Origin of the sequence: Archangium primigenium, from assembly GCF_016904885.1 — a bacterium.
Taxonomy (GTDB): domain Bacteria; phylum Myxococcota; class Myxococcia; order Myxococcales; family Myxococcaceae; genus Cystobacter; species Cystobacter primigenius.
In genome coordinates, this window is record NZ_JADWYI010000001.1 from 9038655 (window position 1) to 9056593 (window position 17939).

General features: G+C 72.8%; 17 protein-coding genes. 3 read left to right on the forward strand and 14 right to left on the reverse strand.

Annotation, left to right across the window (positions count from 1 at the left end):
• Nucleotides 1-41: 41 nt before the first annotated feature.
• Together I3V78_RS37025 and I3V78_RS37030 are read left to right on the forward strand one after the other, a co-directional pair.
• Nucleotides 42-1415, forward strand: coding sequence for a serine/threonine-protein kinase (locus I3V78_RS37025; protein ID WP_204495494.1), 1374 nt, complete (start codon nt 42-44; stop codon nt 1413-1415).
• 354 nt (nt 1416-1769) lie between these two features.
• Nucleotides 1770-2717, forward strand: coding sequence for a hypothetical protein (locus I3V78_RS37030; RefSeq protein ID WP_204495495.1), 948 nt, complete (start codon nt 1770-1772; stop codon nt 2715-2717).
• Nucleotides 2718-2727: 10 nt separating this feature from the next.
• Here the strand turns inward: I3V78_RS37030 and I3V78_RS37035 are convergent, their stop codons facing one another.
• Nucleotides 2728-3486, reverse strand: a complete 759-nt coding sequence (locus I3V78_RS37035; protein ID WP_338023832.1) for a YqjF family protein — start codon at nt 3484-3486, stop codon at nt 2728-2730.
• 68 nt (nt 3487-3554) lie between these two features.
• A complete protein-coding gene (locus tag I3V78_RS37040) occupies nt 3555-3983 on the reverse strand; it encodes a hypothetical protein (protein WP_204495496.1) in 429 nt (142 codons plus the stop codon).
• Nucleotides 3984-4157: 174 nt separating this feature from the next.
• Here I3V78_RS37040 and I3V78_RS37045 point away from each other — a divergent pair, with 174 nt between their 5' ends.
• Nucleotides 4158-5693, forward strand: a complete 1536-nt coding sequence (locus I3V78_RS37045; RefSeq protein WP_204495497.1) for a peptide MFS transporter — start codon at nt 4158-4160, stop codon at nt 5691-5693.
• Here I3V78_RS37045 and I3V78_RS37050 read toward each other — a convergent pair.
• From I3V78_RS37050 to I3V78_RS37105, 12 genes are read right to left on the reverse strand one after another with little or no spacing between them, the layout of a single operon-like run.
• Complete coding sequence (locus I3V78_RS37050; protein WP_204495499.1) at nt 5690-7048, reverse strand: amidohydrolase family protein; 1359 nt, start codon at nt 7046-7048, stop codon at nt 5690-5692. The two genes, I3V78_RS37045 and I3V78_RS37050, sit on opposite strands and share 4 nt — an antisense overlap.
• Nucleotides 7049-7097: 49 nt before the next feature.
• Nucleotides 7098-8006: a MerR family transcriptional regulator gene (locus tag I3V78_RS37055; protein WP_204495500.1), complete on the reverse strand. Its 909-nt coding sequence runs from the start codon at nt 8004-8006 to the stop codon at nt 7098-7100.
• Nucleotides 7999-8679 carry a lysophospholipid acyltransferase family protein gene (locus tag I3V78_RS37060; RefSeq protein WP_204495502.1) on the reverse strand — a complete coding sequence of 227 codons (681 nt, stop codon included), beginning with the start codon at nt 8677-8679 and terminating at the stop codon, nt 7999-8001. Before I3V78_RS37060 ends, I3V78_RS37055 begins: the two co-directional genes overlap by 8 nt.
• The gene (locus I3V78_RS37065; RefSeq protein ID WP_204495503.1) at nt 8676-9023 is read right to left on the reverse strand and encodes a lycopene cyclase domain-containing protein; all 348 of its coding nucleotides are present in this window, start codon (nt 9021-9023) and stop codon (nt 8676-8678) included. Before I3V78_RS37065 ends, I3V78_RS37060 begins: the two co-directional genes overlap by 4 nt.
• Entirely contained in the window at nt 9020-9403 is a 384-nt protein-coding gene (locus tag I3V78_RS37070; protein WP_204495505.1) for a lycopene cyclase domain-containing protein, read from the reverse strand. Before I3V78_RS37070 ends, I3V78_RS37065 begins: the two co-directional genes overlap by 4 nt.
• Nucleotides 9400-10506 carry a glycosyltransferase family 2 protein gene (locus I3V78_RS37075; protein ID WP_204495506.1) on the reverse strand — a complete coding sequence of 369 codons (1107 nt, stop codon included), beginning with the start codon at nt 10504-10506 and terminating at the stop codon, nt 9400-9402. Before I3V78_RS37075 ends, I3V78_RS37070 begins: the two co-directional genes overlap by 4 nt.
• The gene (locus I3V78_RS37080) at nt 10503-11477 is read right to left on the reverse strand and encodes a carotenoid 1,2-hydratase (RefSeq protein ID WP_239576948.1); all 975 of its coding nucleotides are present in this window, start codon (nt 11475-11477) and stop codon (nt 10503-10505) included. The genes I3V78_RS37075 and I3V78_RS37080 overlap by 4 nt, the downstream gene beginning before the upstream one ends.
• Nucleotides 11474-12931 (reverse strand): phytoene desaturase family protein, encoded by a 1458-nt coding sequence (locus I3V78_RS37085; RefSeq protein ID WP_204495507.1) that lies wholly within the window; start codon nt 12929-12931, stop codon nt 11474-11476. Before I3V78_RS37085 ends, I3V78_RS37080 begins: the two co-directional genes overlap by 4 nt.
• A complete protein-coding gene (locus tag I3V78_RS37090) occupies nt 12928-14250 on the reverse strand; it encodes a hydroxymethylglutaryl-CoA reductase, degradative (protein WP_204495508.1) in 1323 nt (440 codons plus the stop codon). The genes I3V78_RS37085 and I3V78_RS37090 overlap by 4 nt, the downstream gene beginning before the upstream one ends.
• Nucleotides 14247-15287: a phytoene/squalene synthase family protein gene (locus I3V78_RS37095; RefSeq protein ID WP_204495510.1), complete on the reverse strand. Its 1041-nt coding sequence runs from the start codon at nt 15285-15287 to the stop codon at nt 14247-14249. The genes I3V78_RS37090 and I3V78_RS37095 overlap by 4 nt, the downstream gene beginning before the upstream one ends.
• Entirely contained in the window at nt 15284-16831 is a 1548-nt protein-coding gene (locus tag I3V78_RS37100; protein WP_204495511.1) for a phytoene desaturase family protein, read from the reverse strand. Before I3V78_RS37100 ends, I3V78_RS37095 begins: the two co-directional genes overlap by 4 nt.
• Nucleotides 16828-17913 carry a polyprenyl synthetase family protein gene (locus I3V78_RS37105; protein ID WP_204495512.1) on the reverse strand — a complete coding sequence of 362 codons (1086 nt, stop codon included), beginning with the start codon at nt 17911-17913 and terminating at the stop codon, nt 16828-16830. Before I3V78_RS37105 ends, I3V78_RS37100 begins: the two co-directional genes overlap by 4 nt.
• Nucleotides 17914-17939 lie beyond the last annotated feature (26 nt).

A 17939-nucleotide genomic window follows, 5' to 3' on the forward strand; every position in this document is an offset into this window, starting at 1 on the left:
CGGGGTGAGGGCACGGAATACCCGGTGCTACCATCCCGGGCATGGCGGACCTGGACAGTACCTTCCACATCCTTCCCCACAAGGAGCGCACTCCTTCCCGAGACAGCCCCGCCACCCGCGTCAAGGTGGCCCCCGGCGTGCTCGCGGGGGAGTACGTGCTCAAGGCCGTGCTCGCCTCGGGCGGGCATGGCGCCGTGTACGAGGCCGAGCACCGCATCCTCGGCCGGCGCGCGGCGGTGAAGGTCCTGCACTCCCACCTGACGGACCAGGGCGAGATGCTCCAGCGCTTCGTGCGCGAGGCGCGGGTCGTCAATCAGATCCGCCATCCGCACATCGTGGATGTGTATGACTTCGGCATGCTGCCGGACGGCAGCCCCTACTACGTCATGGAGCTGTTGCCCGGGCGCACGCTGAGCCAGCTGTTGCAGGAGCGCGGGCGGCTGTCGCCGGAGCGGGCCCTGGCCTACCTGGAGCCGGTGTGCCAGGCGCTGGAGGCGGCGCACCGCGCGGGCGTGGTGCACCGCGACCTCAAGGCGAGCAACGTGGCCGTGGTGTCCGAGGCGGAGCCGCCGGTGGTGAAGCTCCTGGACTTCGGCATCGCCAAGTTCATCCACCCCGAGCCGGGCCAGGAGGGCCTGACGGTGGCGGGCCAGCGCCTGGGCACCTCCCAGGCCATGGCGCCCGAGCAGTTCCGCAGCGGCCACATCGGCCCCACCACGGACGTGTACGCGCTGGGCGTGCTGCTCTACCAGATGCTCACCGGGCACTACCCCTTCCAGTCCGAGGACCGGCTGGAGGTGGAGCGCATGCACCTGGAGGCGCCCCCGCCCCGGCCGAGCTCCTCCGCGCCCGTGCCGCCCGCGGTGGACGCCGTGGTGCTGCGCTGCCTGGAGAAGGAAGCCGACCGGCGCTACCCCGACGTGGACACCTTCCGCACCGCGCTGCGCGAGGCGGTGCTGCCCGCGTCCACCCCGAGCCTGACCGGCACGAGCCGCGGCGTGCGCGCCTTCGCGCTGCACACCGAGGTGGTGATCGACGAGGGCGCCGAGGACGACGCCGCCTACACCACCGTGTCCGAGGTGCTCGACGGGCTGGAGCAGGACCTGCGCGCCGCGGGCTTCGTGCTCGCGGTGCAGACGGGCATGGCGCTGCTCGGCGTGCGGCCCGTGGACGAGCCGCCCGCCACCGACGTGCGCGCGCTGCTGGACACGGCGCGCCGCATGCACGAGCACGCCCGGGAGCTCGCCCGCGGCACGCGCGTGAGCGTGCACTCGTGTGTCCACGTGGGCCAGGTGGATGCCCGCCGCGGCCCCGAGGGCATCGACATCACCGGCGGTCCCCTGACGGACATCACCGACTGGTCGGTGCGTGACGCGAGCGGCTTCGGCATCACCCCCGCCGCCTCACGCGCCTGAGCCGCCGCGCCCCGCGCGGCCCCGTCGCTCCTCCGCCTCACCCTCCTGCCTCACCCTCCTTCACCCCCACAGACGGGGCGTGGCCCTCCGGGGCCCCCCGTCTGTCCGCCCGGGCGTCCCGAGGGCTTTCCACTGCACGACACCCCGCGGGCGTTTTCCTGCCCCGCGGAACGAGACGGCTGTTCCCCGCGCAACCGGGGAATAACCGACTTGGAGGGGTCTCCTTTTTTCCTGCTTTGGCATGAGTCACAGTGAAGACATGGAGGACGGCTTGTCGGGCTGTTTCCGAGACTCCATGTGGGGGGGCGGTCAATCCATCAAGGCATCCACATCCGAACGCAGGAGGGAGTGTCCATGCTGAAGCAGACGCTGGGGTCACGACGCGGCGACGGAGTCCTTCGGGGAGCGGGCTGGGCGGTCACGACGCTGTGGGCGCTGGGCGGCGCCTGGGGGTGCGGACCCGCGGAGGGGCCGCTCCAGGAGCCGGAGGAACCCGTGCTCGCCCTGTCTCGGGCGGTGGAGCACGGCAACGGGCTGAACCTCAACGGGCTCAACCTCAACGGGCTCAACCTCAACGGGCTGGAGGCGCAGGGCCTGAGCCTCGAGGGCTTCGCGACGAAGGGCTTCAGCGACTGGTTCCAGGGCGCGCCCACGCAGCGCGCCGAGGTGATGAAGTACGTGGTGGCCTGCGCGGTGCCCGCGGGACAGGCGCGCGCGTTCACGAACACCGCCACGGGCACGACCTACCGGTGGGAGGGCCTGCTGGGGCTCGCGCCCGGCTGGAGCGACGGGGAGGAGGCCACCTTGGAGGAGCTCCAGGTGGTGAGCGCCTGCATGGCGGCCCACGCCAACAAGTTCGGTATCCACGTCACCATCTCCGTGCGCGGCCGGGACGGGGGGGGCAACGTGCTGCCCGTGAGCCTGCAGGAGAGCACCGTCTATGGCGTCCAGGAGGCGTGCTTCTTCGGCAACCTCTTCGATGGCCAGACGGGCGTCTTCAGCGGCAACGACGGCTTGAGCCTGGGCAGCGGGGAGAGCAGCCCGCGGGTGTGCGGATTGCCGGGCGTGCCCTCCGGCTCCCAGTGCCAGCCCATGGTGTACGTGGGCAGCTGCGCGGCGCACTGCACCCTGGACGCGAGCGGCGGCTTCTACACGTCCTGCACCTACGGGGGCACCACCTACACGCGGCCGCTCTCCACGCGCATGAAGGTCGCGGACATCGCCCACTGCGGCAATGGCACCTGCGAGGCGCCGGAGGTCTGCGGCCTGCCCAGCCAGTGCGCGAGCGATTGCGGCTGCTAGCCCCGCCGCCTCAGGGCGCCACGCGCCGCAGCCGGAACACGTCCACGTCCACGCCCTCGGAGAACAAGGCCAGGGGCGGCGCGGCGGGGCGCGGCAGCCCCGAGGCCGCCAGGAGCGTCTCCTCCAAGCCCTCCACGTCGGCTTCCCGCACCTGGTAGGGGGCGTGGTGCACCTGGCCGCGGAACAGCTCGCCGTGCGCCTGGGAATAGAGGAAGTAGCGCTCGACGAGGAAGTGCTGGAAGGAGCCCGGCACCGAGGGGGCCGCCGGGCCCCGGGGCGTGCAGCGCACCGCGCACGAGGCGGGCGCCGGCGGGGGCCAGCGGCGCTCGGAGCGGTAGGCCAGGGAGCCGCCTCCGGGCGCGAGGTCCAGGGACATGCGCGCGTAGTGGTAGGGCAGCTTGAACCAGGCCCGCGCCAGCCGCACGGCGATGGCGTTGGCGGCTTCCAGGCTGAAGAACCAGACGCCGGGATCCTTGCCTCCGGCATGCACGTACGTGCGCACGTTGGTCTCGTGGAAGTCCGACAGGAAGCCCACGGCGGGCAGGCCCCGGGGGCGCACGCCGCGCATGGTGAAGGGCACGAGGCCTATCCAGGCCCGCCCCTCGAACGTGTCGAGCGTCAGGCCCTTGGGCAGCAGGGGCGCCACGACGTCCACGGGCAGCGACCAATGCAGGAAGAGCAGGTGGCGCCAGCGCTGGTACATGACCGGCCGCTCGTCGGGCCTGCGCGTGGGGGCGATGCGATCGATGTCGGACGGGGACTCGGACACAGGGGCTCCACGGAGGAAGACACGGCATACATAACGCGGGCCCCACCAAGCGACATCCCTGGAGCGACTCAGCGGTTCCTGGGGAACGGGGGCGGGAGCAGGTCCGGGTCGGTGCCGCGGACGATCCAGTCCTCCGCCCGAGCCTCCCAGTCGGCGTCCTTCTCCGCGTCCAGGTAGCGCTCGTAGACGTCCGTGCCCGAGGACTTGGCCGCGCGCAGCAGGGGAATCAGCGCCACCGTGCTGTCCAGCACCACCGCCGCGCGCTCCAGTCCGTGGGCCCGGGACCACGCCATCGCCTCGCGCACGAGCGCCTGGGTGTCGGGGGGATTGGCGCGCTGCGTGCGCGCGTCCAGCAGCAGGCCGAAAGGCCGTCCCTCCAGGGCTGAGACTTGACGCTGGAGATCCTCGAACCAGGCCCGTGCGTCCGCGGGCGTCACGTAGCCAGGCGCCTGCACGCGAAAGCCATACGCCGTGCTCACGTTCTGAGGGACAGGCATGCGCTTTCCTCGTGGACTCGCCAGACGCGAGCCCGAGCGCTCCGGTTCGCTCGGGCGCGCGAGTGTAGCGTGAACCACCCGCCGTCACCCGAACATCACGCGCGGTCCGGGTCTCCATTGCTCCTGGAAAAATCCATTAGACTCCGGGGCCTCTCTCTCCGGAATCCGGTGACGATGCAGACCCTGGCTTCTCCGCCTCCTCCGCCGCCCGCGGGCGCGGAGGACGGCGCCGTCCTCCCCCGTGAGCCCCATGGCTTCTTCGGACATCCCCGTGGCCTGTCCACGCTCTTCTTCACGGAGATGTGGGAGCGCTTCAGCTACTACGGCATGAAGGCGCTGCTCATCCTGTTCATGACGGCCTCGGCGGCGCAGGGGGGCCTGGGCTTCGACACGAACAAGGCGAGCGCCATCTACGGGCTGTACACGGCGGCGGTGTACCTCACGGCGCTGCCGGGCGGGTGGATCGCGGACCGCTTCATCGGCCAGCGGCACGCGGTGCTCGTGGGCGGCATCATCATCGCGCTCGGGCACTTCAGCATGGCGCTGCCCGGGGTGGCCTTCTTCTACCTGGGCCTGCTGCTCATCGTCACCGGCACGGGCCTGCTCAAGCCCAACATCAGCGCCATGGTGGGCGGGCTCTACGCCCCGGGCGACGCGCGGCGCGACGCGGGCTTCTCCATCTTCTACATGGGCATCAACATCGGCGTGTCCGTGGCGCCCATCGTGCTCGGCTACCTGGGCGAGAACGTGAGCTGGCACGCGGGCTTCGGCCTGGCCGGCGTGGGCATGGTGTTCGGGCTCATCCAGTACGTGGCGGGCGCCCGGCACCTGGGGGACGTGGGGCGGCCCACGCCGCGCGCGGGGGAGGCCTCCGCGTCCGGGGGCTCGAGCGGCGGCGTGGCGCTGGGCTTGGGCGTGGCGGTGGTGGCGCTGCTCGGGGGCGCGCAGGCGCTGGGCATCGTGGACATGACGAGCGCGGTGGGTCTGGCCCACACGGTGCTGCTCATCATCGTGGCGCTGTCGGTGGCCGTGTTCGGCTACTACTTCACCGCCGGGGGGCTGGACGCCCAGGAGAAGCGGCGGCTGGGCGTCATCGGCGTGTTCTTCCTCGGCTCGTTCATCTTCTGGGCGGGCTTCGAGCAGGCGGGCTCCTCGCTCAACCTCTTCGCCCGCTCGCTCACGGACCGCGAGGTGTTCGGCTGGCTCATGCCCGCCAGCTTCCTGCAGTCCGTCAACGGCGTGTTCATCATCGCGCTCGCCCCGGTGTTCGCCTGGCTGTGGGTGCGGTTGAGCCGGCGCGGACGCGAGCCCTCCAGCCCCGCCAAGTTCTCGCTCGGCCTGGTGATGCTGGGCGCGGGCTTCCTCGTCATGGTGGCCGCGTCGCTCGCCGCCGCGGGGGGCCAGAAGGTGAGCCCGATGTGGCTGGTGCTCACCTACCTGCTGCACACCTTCGGGGAGCTGTGCCTGAGCCCGGTGGGCCTGAGCACGGTGACGAAGCTCTCCCCCCCGCGCGCGGTGGGCCAGATGATGGGCGTGTGGTTCCTGTCCATGGCGCTCGGCAACCTCATCGCCGGCCGGGTGGCGGGGCAGTTCGAGTCCATGCCCCTGCCCCAGCTCTTCGGTCAGGTGGCGCTCGTCACGCTGGTGGCGGGCGGGGTGCTCGCCGCCTGCGTGAAGCCCCTGCGCGGGATGATGGGCGGGGTGCGCTAGCGGCCTGGCAGCGCCTTGGCGGCCTTGTCGCGCATGCGCTGGAGCTTCTCGCGCGGCAGCCACAGGCCGCGCGACATCACCCCGAGCGCCTGCCCCACCCGGCCCACGTCCTCCAGGGGGTTGGCGGGCAGGAGCATCAGGTCCGCGTGCTGGCCCACCGCCACCGTGCCGAAGCGCGCCGCCGGGTCCACGTGCTCCTGGATGAAGGCGCCCGCGTCGCGGGTGGCCGCGCACAGGGCCGCGTAGGGGCTCAGGCCCGCGTCCACCAGCTCCCCCAGCTCGCGGTGCACCGAGGCGCCGGGAAACAGCCCCACGTCCGAGGCGTCCGTGCCCACCACCAGCCGCGCGCCCTCCTTCTGGAGCGCCCGCGTGAAGGCGCGCATCAGCGGGTAGAGCGCGCGCTCGCGCTCCCCATAGGCCGCCACGTCGATGCGGCGCGTCGGGTTGGTGTAGCTCCACGTGCGCAGCACCTCCGGGGACAGGTAGCGCGCCTCGGGGTCCGCGAAGACGCCCTCCACGTTCTCCAGCATCCGCAGCTGCGCGTGGATCTGCACCAGGCCCGGCGCCACCGTGGTGCCCGCGGCCTTGGTGGCGCGCGCGAGCTCGGCCAGGGCGGCCTCCTCCGGCAGGGTCCGCGCGAAGAACTCCGCGCCCGGCGCCACGAGCGCCTGACGCGCGCGCAGCACCGTGTCCACGCCGCCCTTGCGCGGCACGTGGCCCACCACGGGCAGCTTCTGCTGGCGCGCCATCCCGGAGATGACCGCGTACACCTCGGGATCCAGCGTGTGGTAGACCTTGATGGCGTCGTAGCCCGCGAGCTTCTGCCGCACCACGGCGATGCGCGCCTGCTCCGCGCTCGTCACCGCCACCGCGTCCCCGCGTCCCGGCTGCCCGTCGAACAGCGGGCTGCTCGTGTAGAGCCGGGGACCGAAGCGCTGCTGCTCGGTGAGCTGGGCGCGCAGGGCGAGCTGTCGCGGCGAGCCGTTCAGGTCGAACACGGTGGTGACGCCGTGGGCGAGGTACGACAGCAGCTGCTCGTCCGAGTGCAGGTGGATCTGGAAGTCCGCCAGCCCCGGCATCAGGAAGTGGCCCCGGCCCTCGATGCGCTCGGCGTCGGCGGGCACGGTGATGGACGCGCTGGGCCCCAGGGCGGTGATGAAGCCATTGCGGACGACGACCGTCTGGTCCATCAGGACACGCTCGGTGTCCATGGGGACGACGTGGACCCCCACGAAGGCGACGGCGCGCTCGGACACCACGGGCACCGACAGCGGCGCGCTCCGACAACCCGACAACATCCCCACCACGAACAACAGACAGGCGCCCAGGCTGGCCAGGACGCGCGGGGTCTTCATGACAAGTCCCTTCGTTGCATACCCGCTGGGGAGTATACGCCCGGGGGGCTCAGCTACTCAGCAGCCGTGCCCAGTCACTGGGACCCGCGAAGACGCGCGCGCCCCAGCGCTCGCAGAGAGCCCGATGGGTCAGGGCGCCCTGCCCGCCCACCCAGACGGGAGGACCGCCGGGGGTCAGCCCTTGCATGATGGGCTTGAGCATGGCCTCGAACGCCTCGGCGCCCGGATCCAGCACCGCCGAGAGCCCCACCAGGTCCACCTTCAGGGCCCGGGACATGCGGACCACCTCGTCGCCGGGGGTGCGCTGGCCCAGCAGCGTCACCGTCATGCCGGCATGCCGCATCCGCAGCGCCAGCCCCAGGAGCCCCATCTCGTGCATCTCCTCCGGAAAGCACGCGAGCAGCACGTGGCGCCGCCCCTTGTTGGGCGCCGCGTGCAGCAGGCTGATGAGCCGCGCGCGCACCTCCTGGGTCACCAGGTGCTCCTGGCCCACGGAGAAGACGCCCGAGTGCCACAGGTCCCCCACCTCGCGCTGCAGGGGCACCAGCACGTCCTCGTAGGCCCTCAGGGGCGAGAGCGCCCCCAGCACCTCGTCCAGCGTCTCCGACACCCGCCGCTGGTCCAGCGCGCGCACCGCCTCGAGGATGTCCTCGCGCCAGGACTGGACGCTCACCGGACCCGGCTCCTGGGGGGCGGTGGACACGGCGGGCTGGGCGGCGTCGATCTCCGCCAGGAGCTGCGGCAGCATCGTGGCCGCCTCGCTGATGGACACCCCCTCCTCGGTCAGCTGCTTGAGCCGCTTGAGCAGGGCCACGTCCCGGTCCGTGTAGACGCGGTAGCCCGCGGGCGTGCGCCGGGGGGAGAGCACCCCATAGCGCCGCTCCCAGGCGCGGATGAGCTCCACCCGCACGCCGGAGAACTCCGCGGCCACGTGGATGCGGTAGGTGCGCTCAGCCATGGGACCGCCCGCGCACGGCGTCCCACCGCTCCGCGACGCCCCGGGCCCCCGCCACGCACCGGGTGAAGCCCTCCAGGCTCGTCACCGACTCCAGCGCGCGCACCGTGGCGCTCAGGGCCTCCTGGAAGCGCGCCAGGGGCCCGGCCGCATGGGCCTCGCCCACCTGCACCAGCACGTCGGGCCGCTCGTGCTCGAAGAAGACGTAGCGGATGGCGAGCGGCACGCACGGCACCTGCCCCACCCGCGCGAGCAGCTCCACGCCGCGCTCGAGCCGCAGCTCCCGCGCTCCGAAGGGCCGCAGCTCGCCCTCGGGGAAGATGCACACCGCGGCCCGGGGTTTGCGCAGCAGGCCCCGCGCATAGCGCAGGGTCTCCAGGGACGAGGACCCCTCACCCCGGCGGATGCTGAACGCCCCCAGCCGCGACAGGAAGCGGTAGCGCGCCAGGTTGTGCTCCTCCATGACGCAGTACGCATCCCAACCCGCCGCCCGCCCGAGCTGGTGCAGCACGAACCCATCCCACCAGTTGGTGTGGTTGGCGTAGACGAGCCGCGCCTGGGCGCCGCCCTCCAAGGGTCCGCGCACCCACAAGCCTCGGAAGGCGGACCGGAACTTCCAGCCCACGTACCCGTCGGCCACCCCGCCGAGAAGCCCCCCCTTGGCCGCGTGGATCAAGGCACACGCGCCTCTCGCCGGGACAACAAGGCCAGGAAGAGGGTGAGCCCCAGGGCCACCATCACGCTGGTGAGCACGAAGAAGAGCAGCTCCTCCAGGGGCACCGCCCCCAGGTAGATGCCCAGGTGCTTGCCCTCGCCGAAGCCCCAGATGCCCTCGGCGATGGCCAGGTGGTCCGCGATGGACAGGTACACGCCCACCACGAGCGCGGGTACGAGCGCCGCGCGGAAGATGGGGCCCGCGCGCTCGCGGAAGTAGAGGCGCAGCACCACCGCCTGCAACAGGATGAAGGGGCCCGCCCACGCCATCAGGTGGATGAAGTACGCCCAGCGCGAGTCCATCATGGCGTCACCTCCCGGGTGCCCAGCCGCCGCTCGGGCTCGGACGCCCCCTTGGGCGTGACGGTCCGGGCCGAGGGCGCGAGCGACACGCCGCGCAGCCGCACCATCACCCACAGCCCCACCAGCAAGGTCTGCAGGCCGAAGAAGAGGTACTCCTCCAGCGGCAGGTAGCCCACGACGATGCCCCAGATGAGATCCGGCCGGAAGTGCCACAGGCCCCACTTCACCGCCAGGTTGTCCCACGGCATCGTCGCGCCGTAGACCACGAGCATCAGGATGCCCAGGGCCCCCATCTCCCGGCGCGTGTAGGTGCGCCCGTAGCGGATGGCGAGGAAGAGAATGGGCAACACGACGAACAACCCCAGGAAACGCGCGTAGGTCATGGCCTACCCTCCTTCAATCCCACCCAGAGCAATGACATGCGGCCTCCCGAATCCAATGCGTAGGTCCGCCCCCGCCAGGTCACCCGGGGGGCCCGCACGAGGGAGGAAACGAAGGCGGCCAATAGCAGGGCCTCGCCCAACAGCCAGTCGGCCCCCTGGAACGTGCCCGGCTCGCCGGACGCGCTCAACACCGCCAGCCGCCAGGACAACAGCGAGCGCACGGCCACGAGCCCCAGCACGCCCAGCGCCAGCGGGGCCGAGCCCCCGAGCAGGGCCAGGGCCAGCAAGGGCCAGGTGGGCGTGAAGAGCAGCGGCACCGTCGGGTAGAGGCCCGGACGGTGGCTGCGCAGCACCTGCATCCACCGGGTGAAGCGCTCCTGGGCGGCGCGCCAGTCTCCCGCGGCGAGCGGCACCCGCGCGGGCACCTCGCACAGCGCCACGCCGAGCCCCCGCGCGTACAGCCGCTTGGACAGCTCCAGGTCCTCGCCGATGTGGTCCGCCAGCGCGGGCAGCTCCTCGAGCGCCGCCGGCCCCAGGCCCAGCGCCTTGCCGCACACCGCCTGGGCGCCCGCGCTCATCACGTGCAGGGCCCGGAAGCTGTGGTGCGTGCGGCGCAGCAGGCCCGCCACCGCGCGTCCGGAGAGGCCCCGGGCCTCCACCGGCGTGGGCACCGCCGTGCTCAGCGCCACACCCGCCGCCACGGGCGCCGCCAGCCCCCGCACCAGCGCGCCCGTCACCGCCACGTCCGCGTCCACCACCAACACCACCCGCCCCTCGCGCGGCAGCGTGTCGAGCGCGTGCAGCACGTGCCCCACCTTGCGGTTGGGCGTCCGGGGCTCGCTCGGCACCCAGCGCACGCCCTCGGGCAGCGCGGGACGCGTGGGCGAGAGCACCACCTGCTCGAGGGGCCCCGCGTAGTCGATGGGCGCCGCCAGGTTCTCCAGCTCCCGCGCGCTGGGCGCATCCATGGGGCGCAGGAGCAGCACCGGTACGTGCGTGGACGCCCCCGGGCCCCGGGGGCGCATCAGCCGCGCCAGCGCCACCGCGCTGAAGCCCGCGGCCAGCACCACCCACCCCAGGCCCAGGACCGTCCCCGCGCTCATGCCTGACGCTCCACGCGCGTGCGGAAGTGCGCCATCCAGCGGATGTAGGGCGAGTGGAAGCGCTGGAAGTCGGCCACCTCCCCCATCACGTCCAGGCCGCCGCGCCGCGCCTCCAGGCGGGCGTAGAAGGGCGAGGACTCGATGAGGTGGGGCTCGGTGCGCACCGTGGGGCCCGCGCTCAGGTGCTGGGGCACCCGCAGGCCCCAGCCCGTCAGCCGCGAGGGCCGCGTCCCGGCGTGCAGCGGCGAGCGCTCCGCGCGCGTCACCCCGCCGCCCGACGTCACGCGCAGCGGCGCCACGCCGCCTGGCAGGTGGTACTCCACCACCGTCTCGTCCGGCCCGTGCAGCCGCGCCCAGTGCCAGCCCGGCAGGCGCGAGCCCAGGAGCTCCGCGCCGTGGTTGGTGTCGTGGTAGCCGCGGCCGTCGGCGTCCACGCCCAGCGTCGACACTTCCAGCCGCGCCGAGGAGCGGGGCGCCAGGGCCCGCCAGTAATGGGGCACCCCGGGCACGAGCTGCACCTCCTCCGCCGCGGGCGCCTCGGGCGTGAGCAGCAGCCGGGCCCGCATCTGGCCGCCGAAGGGCGCGCACCGCTCGTCCACCTCCATGCTCACCCGGCCCTCCGGGGTGTACACGAGCCGCGAGCGGCCGATGCGCAGCTCCCGGCCCGCCATCCCCACGGACGCGTGCGCGTACTCGCTGAGCACCCAGCACAGGCGGCGCCCGCCCCGGTAGAGCGCGAAGTTCACCGCGCTGTGCCCCAGGGGCAGCGCCCCCCGACTCACCCCCACCGAGTAGCGGGGGGAGAAGAGCGAGCCGAGCATGAAGATGAAGACGGCGCTGTACTCGCCCACCGTCGCGTCGGCGTAGAACCAGCGATAGGCCCCCGGGCGGTCCGGCAGGTGGGGCAGCCCGTCACGCCACTGGTAGCCCCGATGGGCGCTGGGCACGGAGACCTCGTCCAGGAGCCTCATGCGACCTCCCTCAAGTGGTTGGAGGCCATGCGCGCGGCGAATTGGCCCGACAGCATCACCATGGGCACGCCCCCGCCCGGGTGCGTGCCGCCTCCCGCGTAGAACAGGCCCGGCGTGGCGCCGCGGATGCGCGGCCGCCGGAAGGCCCCGAAGCGGCCATGCGGCAGGAAGCCGTAGATGGAGCCGCCCGGCGCGCCCAGCGCCGCCAGGTCCACCGGCGAGCGCTGCCCCACCACCCGCATGCGCCCGCGCAGCTCCGGGTAGTGCTTGAGCAGCTTCTCCATCATCTGCCGCTTCACCCGCTCGGCGTGCAGCTCCCACGCGGCGCTCGCCTGCTCCGCGGCCTCGGGCGCCTGGGGCAGGGCCGGGGCGTTCACCATGACGAACAGGCCCGTCTTGCCCGCGGGCGCCACCGTGTCATCCGTGGCCGAGGGGTTGCAGAAGTACACCGTGGGGTCCTCGGGCAGCTCCCCCGCGAAGAGCGCGTCGAACTCGTGCCGGTAGTTGCCGCCGAAGAGCACCGTGTGGTGCGGCAGCGCCGGACGGCCGTCCACCTCCAAGAGCAGCACGTACCCCGACAGCGACAGCGGCTCCTTGCCCCGCCCCAGGCCCGCGAGCGGATCCGCGTTCACCACCACGGAGTCGAAGGGCTCCTCGGCCCCGCTCGGGCCCACGCGGTAGCCCTGGGCCTCCCGCGTGTAGCGCACCCGGGTGTTCAGGTGGATGCGCACCCCTTGCCGCGCCACCGCCGCCCCGAGCGCGTCCACCAGCGCGCCCATGCCGCCGCGCACGTGGTGCACGCCATAGACGCGCTCGATGTGCGGGATGAGGGCGAAGGCCGCGCTCGCCTCGTAGGGCGATGCCCCGGTGTACGTGGCGAAGCGGCCCACGAACTGCCATAGATGTTCCGTCTTGAAGTGAGCCCGCGCGAGCTGATCCATCGTGGCCAGCTTCATGCCCCGGGCCATGGCCACCATGCCCCGGCGCAGCACGCGCGCCATGAAGCCCGTCATCCCCTCGAAGGGGGCCTCCAGGTAGGGCTCGCCCGCGGCGCGCCAGATGCGCTCGGCCTCCGCGTAGAAGCCATACACGCCGCGCTTCTCGCTCGGCCACAGCGCCCCGGCGCTCTCCGCCGTGCGGTCCAGGTCGCGGTGCGCCACGAAGCCGCACCCGTCCGGGTAGCGGTAGGTGCACTGCGCCTCCAGCTCGGAGAACGGCGGCAGCAAATCCGCGGCCCCCAGGCCCTCGAACACCTCGCGCACCACGTGGGGCAGCGTGAGCAGCGTGGGCCCGGTGTCCAGCCGCAGCCCGTCCACCTGGACGCTCTGCGCCTTGCCGCCCAGGGACGCGCTGCCCTCGAAGAGCGTGACGTCATGTCCCTCGCGCGCCAGGAGTCCGGCGGCCGTCAGGCCCCCGATGCCACCACCCACCACCGCCACCCGCGTGGATTTCATTGCACCGCTCCTTGCTGCTGGCGGACTTCGTCGAGGATTTCCCGCGCCCGCTCCGGGCGGTAGACGCGCTCACGCGCGAGCTGCTCGGCCACCACGGCCACCCACTCGCCCTCGGCGCCGGCCTCGGCCGCCACGCGCCGCGCGTGCAGCGCCATGTGGCCCTTCTGGATGCCCTCGGTGGACAGCGCCTTGAGCGCGGCCAGGTTGGTGGCGAGCCCCGCCGCCGCGGCGAGCCCCGCCAGGTCCAGCGCCCCCGACACGCCCGCGAGCTTGAGCGCCCGGAGCACGCCGGGATGGGTGCGCGCCGCGCCGCCCACGGTGGAGGTCGCCAGCGGCATCTCCAGGAGGCCCCGGAGCGCGCCGTCCTCGCCCGCGCGCCAGGTGGTCAGCGGCCGGTACACGCCCGAGCGCGCCGCCCACGCGTGCGCGCCCGCCTCCACCGCGCGCCAGTCGTTGCCGCATGCCACCAGCACGCCGTCCACGCCGTTCATCACGCCCTTGTTGTGGGTGACGGCCCGGTACGGGTCGAGTTCGGCGAAGCGCTGGGCCTCGAGGATGGCGTCGCGCACGGCGCCACCGTCGGCGAAGCCCTCGGACACGAGCGCGTCCGCCGGCACCGAGGCCCGCACGTACACCTTGCGGCGATCCGCCAGGTTGGTGAGGATCTTCAACCCCGCGCGGCCCCCCGAGAGCGCCACGAACCGGGGCGCCATCTTCTCCGCGAGCCCGTTGACGAGGTTGGCCCCCATGGCGTCGCGGGTGTCCACGTGCAGGTGCACCACGAGCGTGGTGGCGTCCAGCACGCGCACCTCCAGCTCGCGCACCCCGCCGCCCCGGGCGCACATGGGCCCCAGGTGCGAGTTGGCCTCCCCGAGCAGCTCCGGGAAGCGCGCGCGCAGCGCGGCCTCGGCCTCGGCGGGCGAGCGCACGTCGAGCAGTTGCACCTGGGCGGTGGTGATGGGCTCGTCCGCCGTCACCTCGAAGCCGCCGTGCTCGGCGCACAGCCGCGCCGCGTAGCTCGCCGCGGCGATGATGGACGGCTCCTCCACCGCCATGGGCACCAGCCGCTCCTGCCCGTTCACCCGGAAGTTGAGCGCCAGCCCGAGCGGCAGGCCATGCAGGCCGATGACGTTCTCCACCATCGTGTCCGCGCACGCCTCGTCGAAGCCCGCCAGGCTCGCGCACGCCTCGGCCTCCTCGGCGGACAGCCACCGCGACTCCACCAGCCGCGTGCGCCGCTGCGCGGGCGTCTGCCGGTAGAAGCCCGACAGGCGCGAGGAGCGCGGCGGTCGCAGGGGATGCACCTTGTCGTCACTCATCGCACGGTCCCTGTCGTGGGTTCGGGGGAGAGCAGGGGCACCTTGCTCTTGCCCTGGGCGCCGGGAGCCGGCAGCGCCATGAGCGGCACCGCCGACGGCAGGAACAGCACCTGGGCCGCCAGCGCCAGCTTGCGCGGCTTGGTCACGAACGAGCGGCCGTGGAACACGTCGTAGTCGCGCGCCTCGATGACGCGCAGGATGTCCCCGTAGATGGCGCCCATCAGCTTCACCATGCGCTGGGCCCCGAAGCCCTGGAGCGCCGGAATCCCCTCGGCCGCGCGCGCGTAGTAGGCGCGCGCCCGGGCGATCTGCGCGCGCATGAAGGCGCGCCAGCGGTCATCCACCACGCCCCGGCGCAGGTCCTCCACGCTCAGCCCGTACGCGGCCAGCTCCTCCAGGGGCAGGTACACGCGGTCGCGCTCCAGGTCCTCGCCCACGTCGCGCAGGATGTTGGTGAGCTGCATGCCCCGGCCCAGGTCCGCCGCCGGCCCCAGCGCCCACTCCTCCGAGCACCCGAGCATGGCCGCCATCATCAGCCCCACCACGCCCGCCACCCGGTAGCAGTACAGGTCGAGCTGGGAGGCCGTCTCGTAGCGGCGCAGCGTCAGGTCCATCTCCATGCCAGAGATGAGCTCCTGCATGGGGTACTCGGGCACGCGGAAGCGGCGGATGCAGTCCACGAGCGCCGCCATCTCGGCGGGGTGCCACGGCCCCTCGCCGCCCGAGGCGCGCGTGGAGGGCGGCGGCATGCGCGGGTCCGCCAGCTCGGGCGTCTCCAGGTACAGCTCCGCCACCGCCCGGCGCGCGCGCACCAGCCGCTCGGCCAGGTCCTCGGGCACCGCGCCCTTGTCCGCTCCGTCCGCCACGTCGACCATGTCGTCGAGCCGTCGGCAGAAGGCGTAGAGCGCGAACGCCGCCTTGCGCCGCATGCCAAAGAGCATGAACGAGGCGAAGAAGAAGCTCTTGGCGTGATGTCGCGTCACGCGCTCCGCCATCTTGTACCCCTCAGCCACCAGGCTCTCGTCCCGCGACGTCATGCCGCCTCCTCCAGAGATTCACGCCCGGTCCCCCCAGGCTCGCGCACCGTACTCACACCCGCCCCCGTCCACTGCAGAATCCGCTCCACCGCCAGCCGCGCGGAGATCATCACCGTGGGCAGTCCCGTGCCCGGCTGCGTGGAGGCCCCCACGAAGAAGAGGTTCTTCACCCGCGGGTCCTGGTTGGACGGACGGAAGGGGCCAATCTGGAAGAAGTTCTGCGCGAGCCCGAACGCGCTGCCCTTGGCCAGGTTGAAGCTCGTGGCCCAGTCGTCCGGCGTCACCACGCGCTCCACCTCGATGTCCCGCTCCAGGTCCGGGAAGCCCAGCTCCCCGAGCCGCTCGAAGACCTTGGCGCGCACCCGGGGGCCCTCGACCTTCCAGTCCAGGCCCGAGTGCTGGTGCGGCACGGGCACCAGCACGTAGAGCGCGTCCTTGCCCGGCGGCGCCATGCTGGGGTCGGTGTGGGCCGGGGCGTTGACGTAGAAGCTCGGATCCTCGGGCACGCGGAAGCGCTCGAAGATGTCGTCGAACGAGCCCTTGTAGTCCCGACCGAAGTAGACGTTGTGGTGCAGGAAGCCGTCGTAGCGCTTCTTCATGCCCAGGTAGAGCATGTAGCCGCTGGAGGTGTAGCGCAGCGAGTCCTTGCGCTTGAGCCGCGTGACGGACGGATCGAGCAGCTTCTCGTACGCGTAGGGAAGGTCCGCGTTGCACACCACCACGTCCGCCTTGACCACCTCGCCGTCCGCGAGCCGCACCCCCGTGGTGCGCTTGCCCTCGGTGAGGATGCGCTCCACGGGACGGCCGTAGTGCAGGTGCACGCCCTCCTCGCGCGCCACCTTCTCCAGCGCCAGGGGAATGGCGTACAGGCCGCCCTTGGGGAACCACACCCCCACGCCCAGCTCCGTGAAGGGCAGGAGCGCGAACACGCCCGGCGCCGCGTAGGGCGACACGCCCAGGTACATGGACTGGAACGTCATCGCCGCGCGCAGCCGCTCGTCCTTGAAGAAGCGCCCCACGTCCGAGTACATGCGCCGGTGGGCCCGCACCTCGAACACGCGCTTGAGCACCGAGGGCACGAAGTAGTCGGAGATGCCCGAGTAGTTGCGCCCCACCAGGTGGTCCAGGCCCGTGCGGTACTGGGTGCGGCCCTGGGCGAGGAAGGCCAGGTAGCGCTGGAAGCTGCCGGGCTCCACCCGCTCCAGCTCGCGCCCCATGGCGCACAGCTCCGAGGTGAAGGTGATGACCGAGCCGTCCCGGTAGTGGATGCGGTAGTTGGGATCGCACCGCTCCAGCGTGAGGTAGTCCTCCATGCGCCGGCCCAGCGCGGTGAACGTCTCCTGGAACACCTCGGGCATGAGCACGATGGTGGGGCCCAGGTCCCAGGTGAAGCCGTCCACCTTGATTTGGTTGCAGCGGCCCCCCGGCCCGTTCGTCTTCTCGAAGAGGTGGACCTCGAAGCCGGCGTGGGCCAGCCGCGCCGCGGCGGACAGTCCGCCCACTCCGGCGCCCACCACCACCGCCTGTTGTTTGCCTGGCTTCACGGTGCTTCTCCTCTCACGGACTGATGGGCCATGGGCCCGATGAGCGCCTGCAACAGGTCGCGCACGCCCTGCGGATTGGGCAGGGACGCGAGCGCCCGGAGCGCCATGAATGTCGAGCGCGCCATCACCGACTCGGTGGCCGCGAATCCGCCCGCGTCCTCCACCAGGCCGCGCACCCGCGCGAGGCTCGCGCCCTCCCGCGCCTCGGGCGCCAGGTGCGCCAGGGCCCACAGCTCCTCGCGCACCTCGGGCCGCGCGCGGCACCAGGCGGCCACCAGCGGAAAGCCGCACCGGCCCTGGACAAACCCCACCCCACCGCCCGCCTCCGGGCCCTCGCCCAGTCCGGCCCCCTCGCGGCGCAGCTCCACCGTCAGCCCCACCCCGAGCCCCACCCGCGCCAGCCGCAGCCGCGTGTCCGCGTCCGCCCCGGCCAGCAGCGCCCCACAGACCAGGGAGGACGCCAGGCCCTCGCGCACGGCCCTCAAGCGCACCAGGCGCATGGCCCGCCCCACGCCGCCCGGCTCCAGGAGCCCGCCGCCCTGTTCGGCGCGGAACAGCCCGGCGCTCGTGTAACGGTGCAGGCGCAGGCAGTGCTCGCCCGCCTCGCCGGCCCCCGGCACTCCCGCCTCGAGCATGGTCTCCAGGGCCCGGGCGAAGAGATGGTCGCCCACCACCACCGCCAGGTGCTCGCCCGTCCGCTCGGGCGCGAGCCGCGCGCACAGCCCCGCCGGCCGCCGCGCATCCCCTTGCCGCAGTACCTCGTCATGGATGGCCTGGGACGCGTGCAGCAGCTCCAGCCCCGCGGCGAAGCGCCACAGCCCCGCGGGCACCACCGGCGAGCCCCGCACGAGGCAATAGCCCGCCAGGAGCAGCGCGGCCCGGGGCCGCTCGGCCGGGCGCAGCACCACGCCCCGCACCCGCGCCAGCGCCTCCGCCCACTGCGTGTCCAGGCGCACCTCGTCCGGCAGCTCGAGCAGCCCCGCCAGCGCCCCGTCCACCTGGGCTCGGACCAACGTCAGCCAGTTCCGCTCCGCGGAGGGAGCAGGCGGGGCCGACGGGTTGATGAACGGCATGAGCCCCATGCGGCACTCCTTCGCGATCCTGCCTA

Excerpts from the sequence above, each read along its gene's own strand:
- I3V78_RS37070 (WP_204495505.1), bottom strand. The coding sequence starts at position 9,403 with ATGACCTACGCGCGTTTCCTGGGGTTGTTCGTCGTGTTGCCCATTCTC.
- I3V78_RS37030 (WP_204495495.1), top strand. The coding sequence starts at position 1,770 with ATGCTGAAGCAGACGCTGGGGTCACGACGCGGCGACGGAGTCCTTCGG.
- I3V78_RS37085 (WP_204495507.1), bottom strand. The coding sequence starts at position 12,931 with ATGAAATCCACGCGGGTGGCGGTGGTGGGTGGTGGCATCGGGGGCCTG.
- I3V78_RS37055 (WP_204495500.1), bottom strand. The coding sequence starts at position 8,006 with ATGGCTGAGCGCACCTACCGCATCCACGTGGCCGCGGAGTTCTCCGGC.
- I3V78_RS37040 (WP_204495496.1), bottom strand. The coding sequence starts at position 3,983 with ATGCCTGTCCCTCAGAACGTGAGCACGGCGTATGGCTTTCGCGTGCAG.
- I3V78_RS37025 (WP_204495494.1), top strand. The coding sequence starts at position 42 with ATGGCGGACCTGGACAGTACCTTCCACATCCTTCCCCACAAGGAGCGC.
- I3V78_RS37075 (WP_204495506.1), bottom strand. The coding sequence starts at position 10,506 with ATGAGCGCGGGGACGGTCCTGGGCCTGGGGTGGGTGGTGCTGGCCGCG.
- I3V78_RS37090 (WP_204495508.1), bottom strand. The coding sequence starts at position 14,250 with ATGAGTGACGACAAGGTGCATCCCCTGCGACCGCCGCGCTCCTCGCGC.
- I3V78_RS37050 (WP_204495499.1), bottom strand. The coding sequence starts at position 7,048 with ATGAAGACCCCGCGCGTCCTGGCCAGCCTGGGCGCCTGTCTGTTGTTC.
- I3V78_RS37080 (WP_239576948.1), bottom strand. The coding sequence starts at position 11,477 with ATGAGGCTCCTGGACGAGGTCTCCGTGCCCAGCGCCCATCGGGGCTAC.
- I3V78_RS37105 (WP_204495512.1), bottom strand. The coding sequence starts at position 17,913 with ATGGGGCTCATGCCGTTCATCAACCCGTCGGCCCCGCCTGCTCCCTCC.
- I3V78_RS37065 (WP_204495503.1), bottom strand. The coding sequence starts at position 9,023 with ATGATGGACTCGCGCTGGGCGTACTTCATCCACCTGATGGCGTGGGCG.
- I3V78_RS37045 (WP_204495497.1), top strand. The coding sequence starts at position 4,158 with ATGCAGACCCTGGCTTCTCCGCCTCCTCCGCCGCCCGCGGGCGCGGAG.
- I3V78_RS37095 (WP_204495510.1), bottom strand. The coding sequence starts at position 15,287 with ATGACGTCGCGGGACGAGAGCCTGGTGGCTGAGGGGTACAAGATGGCG.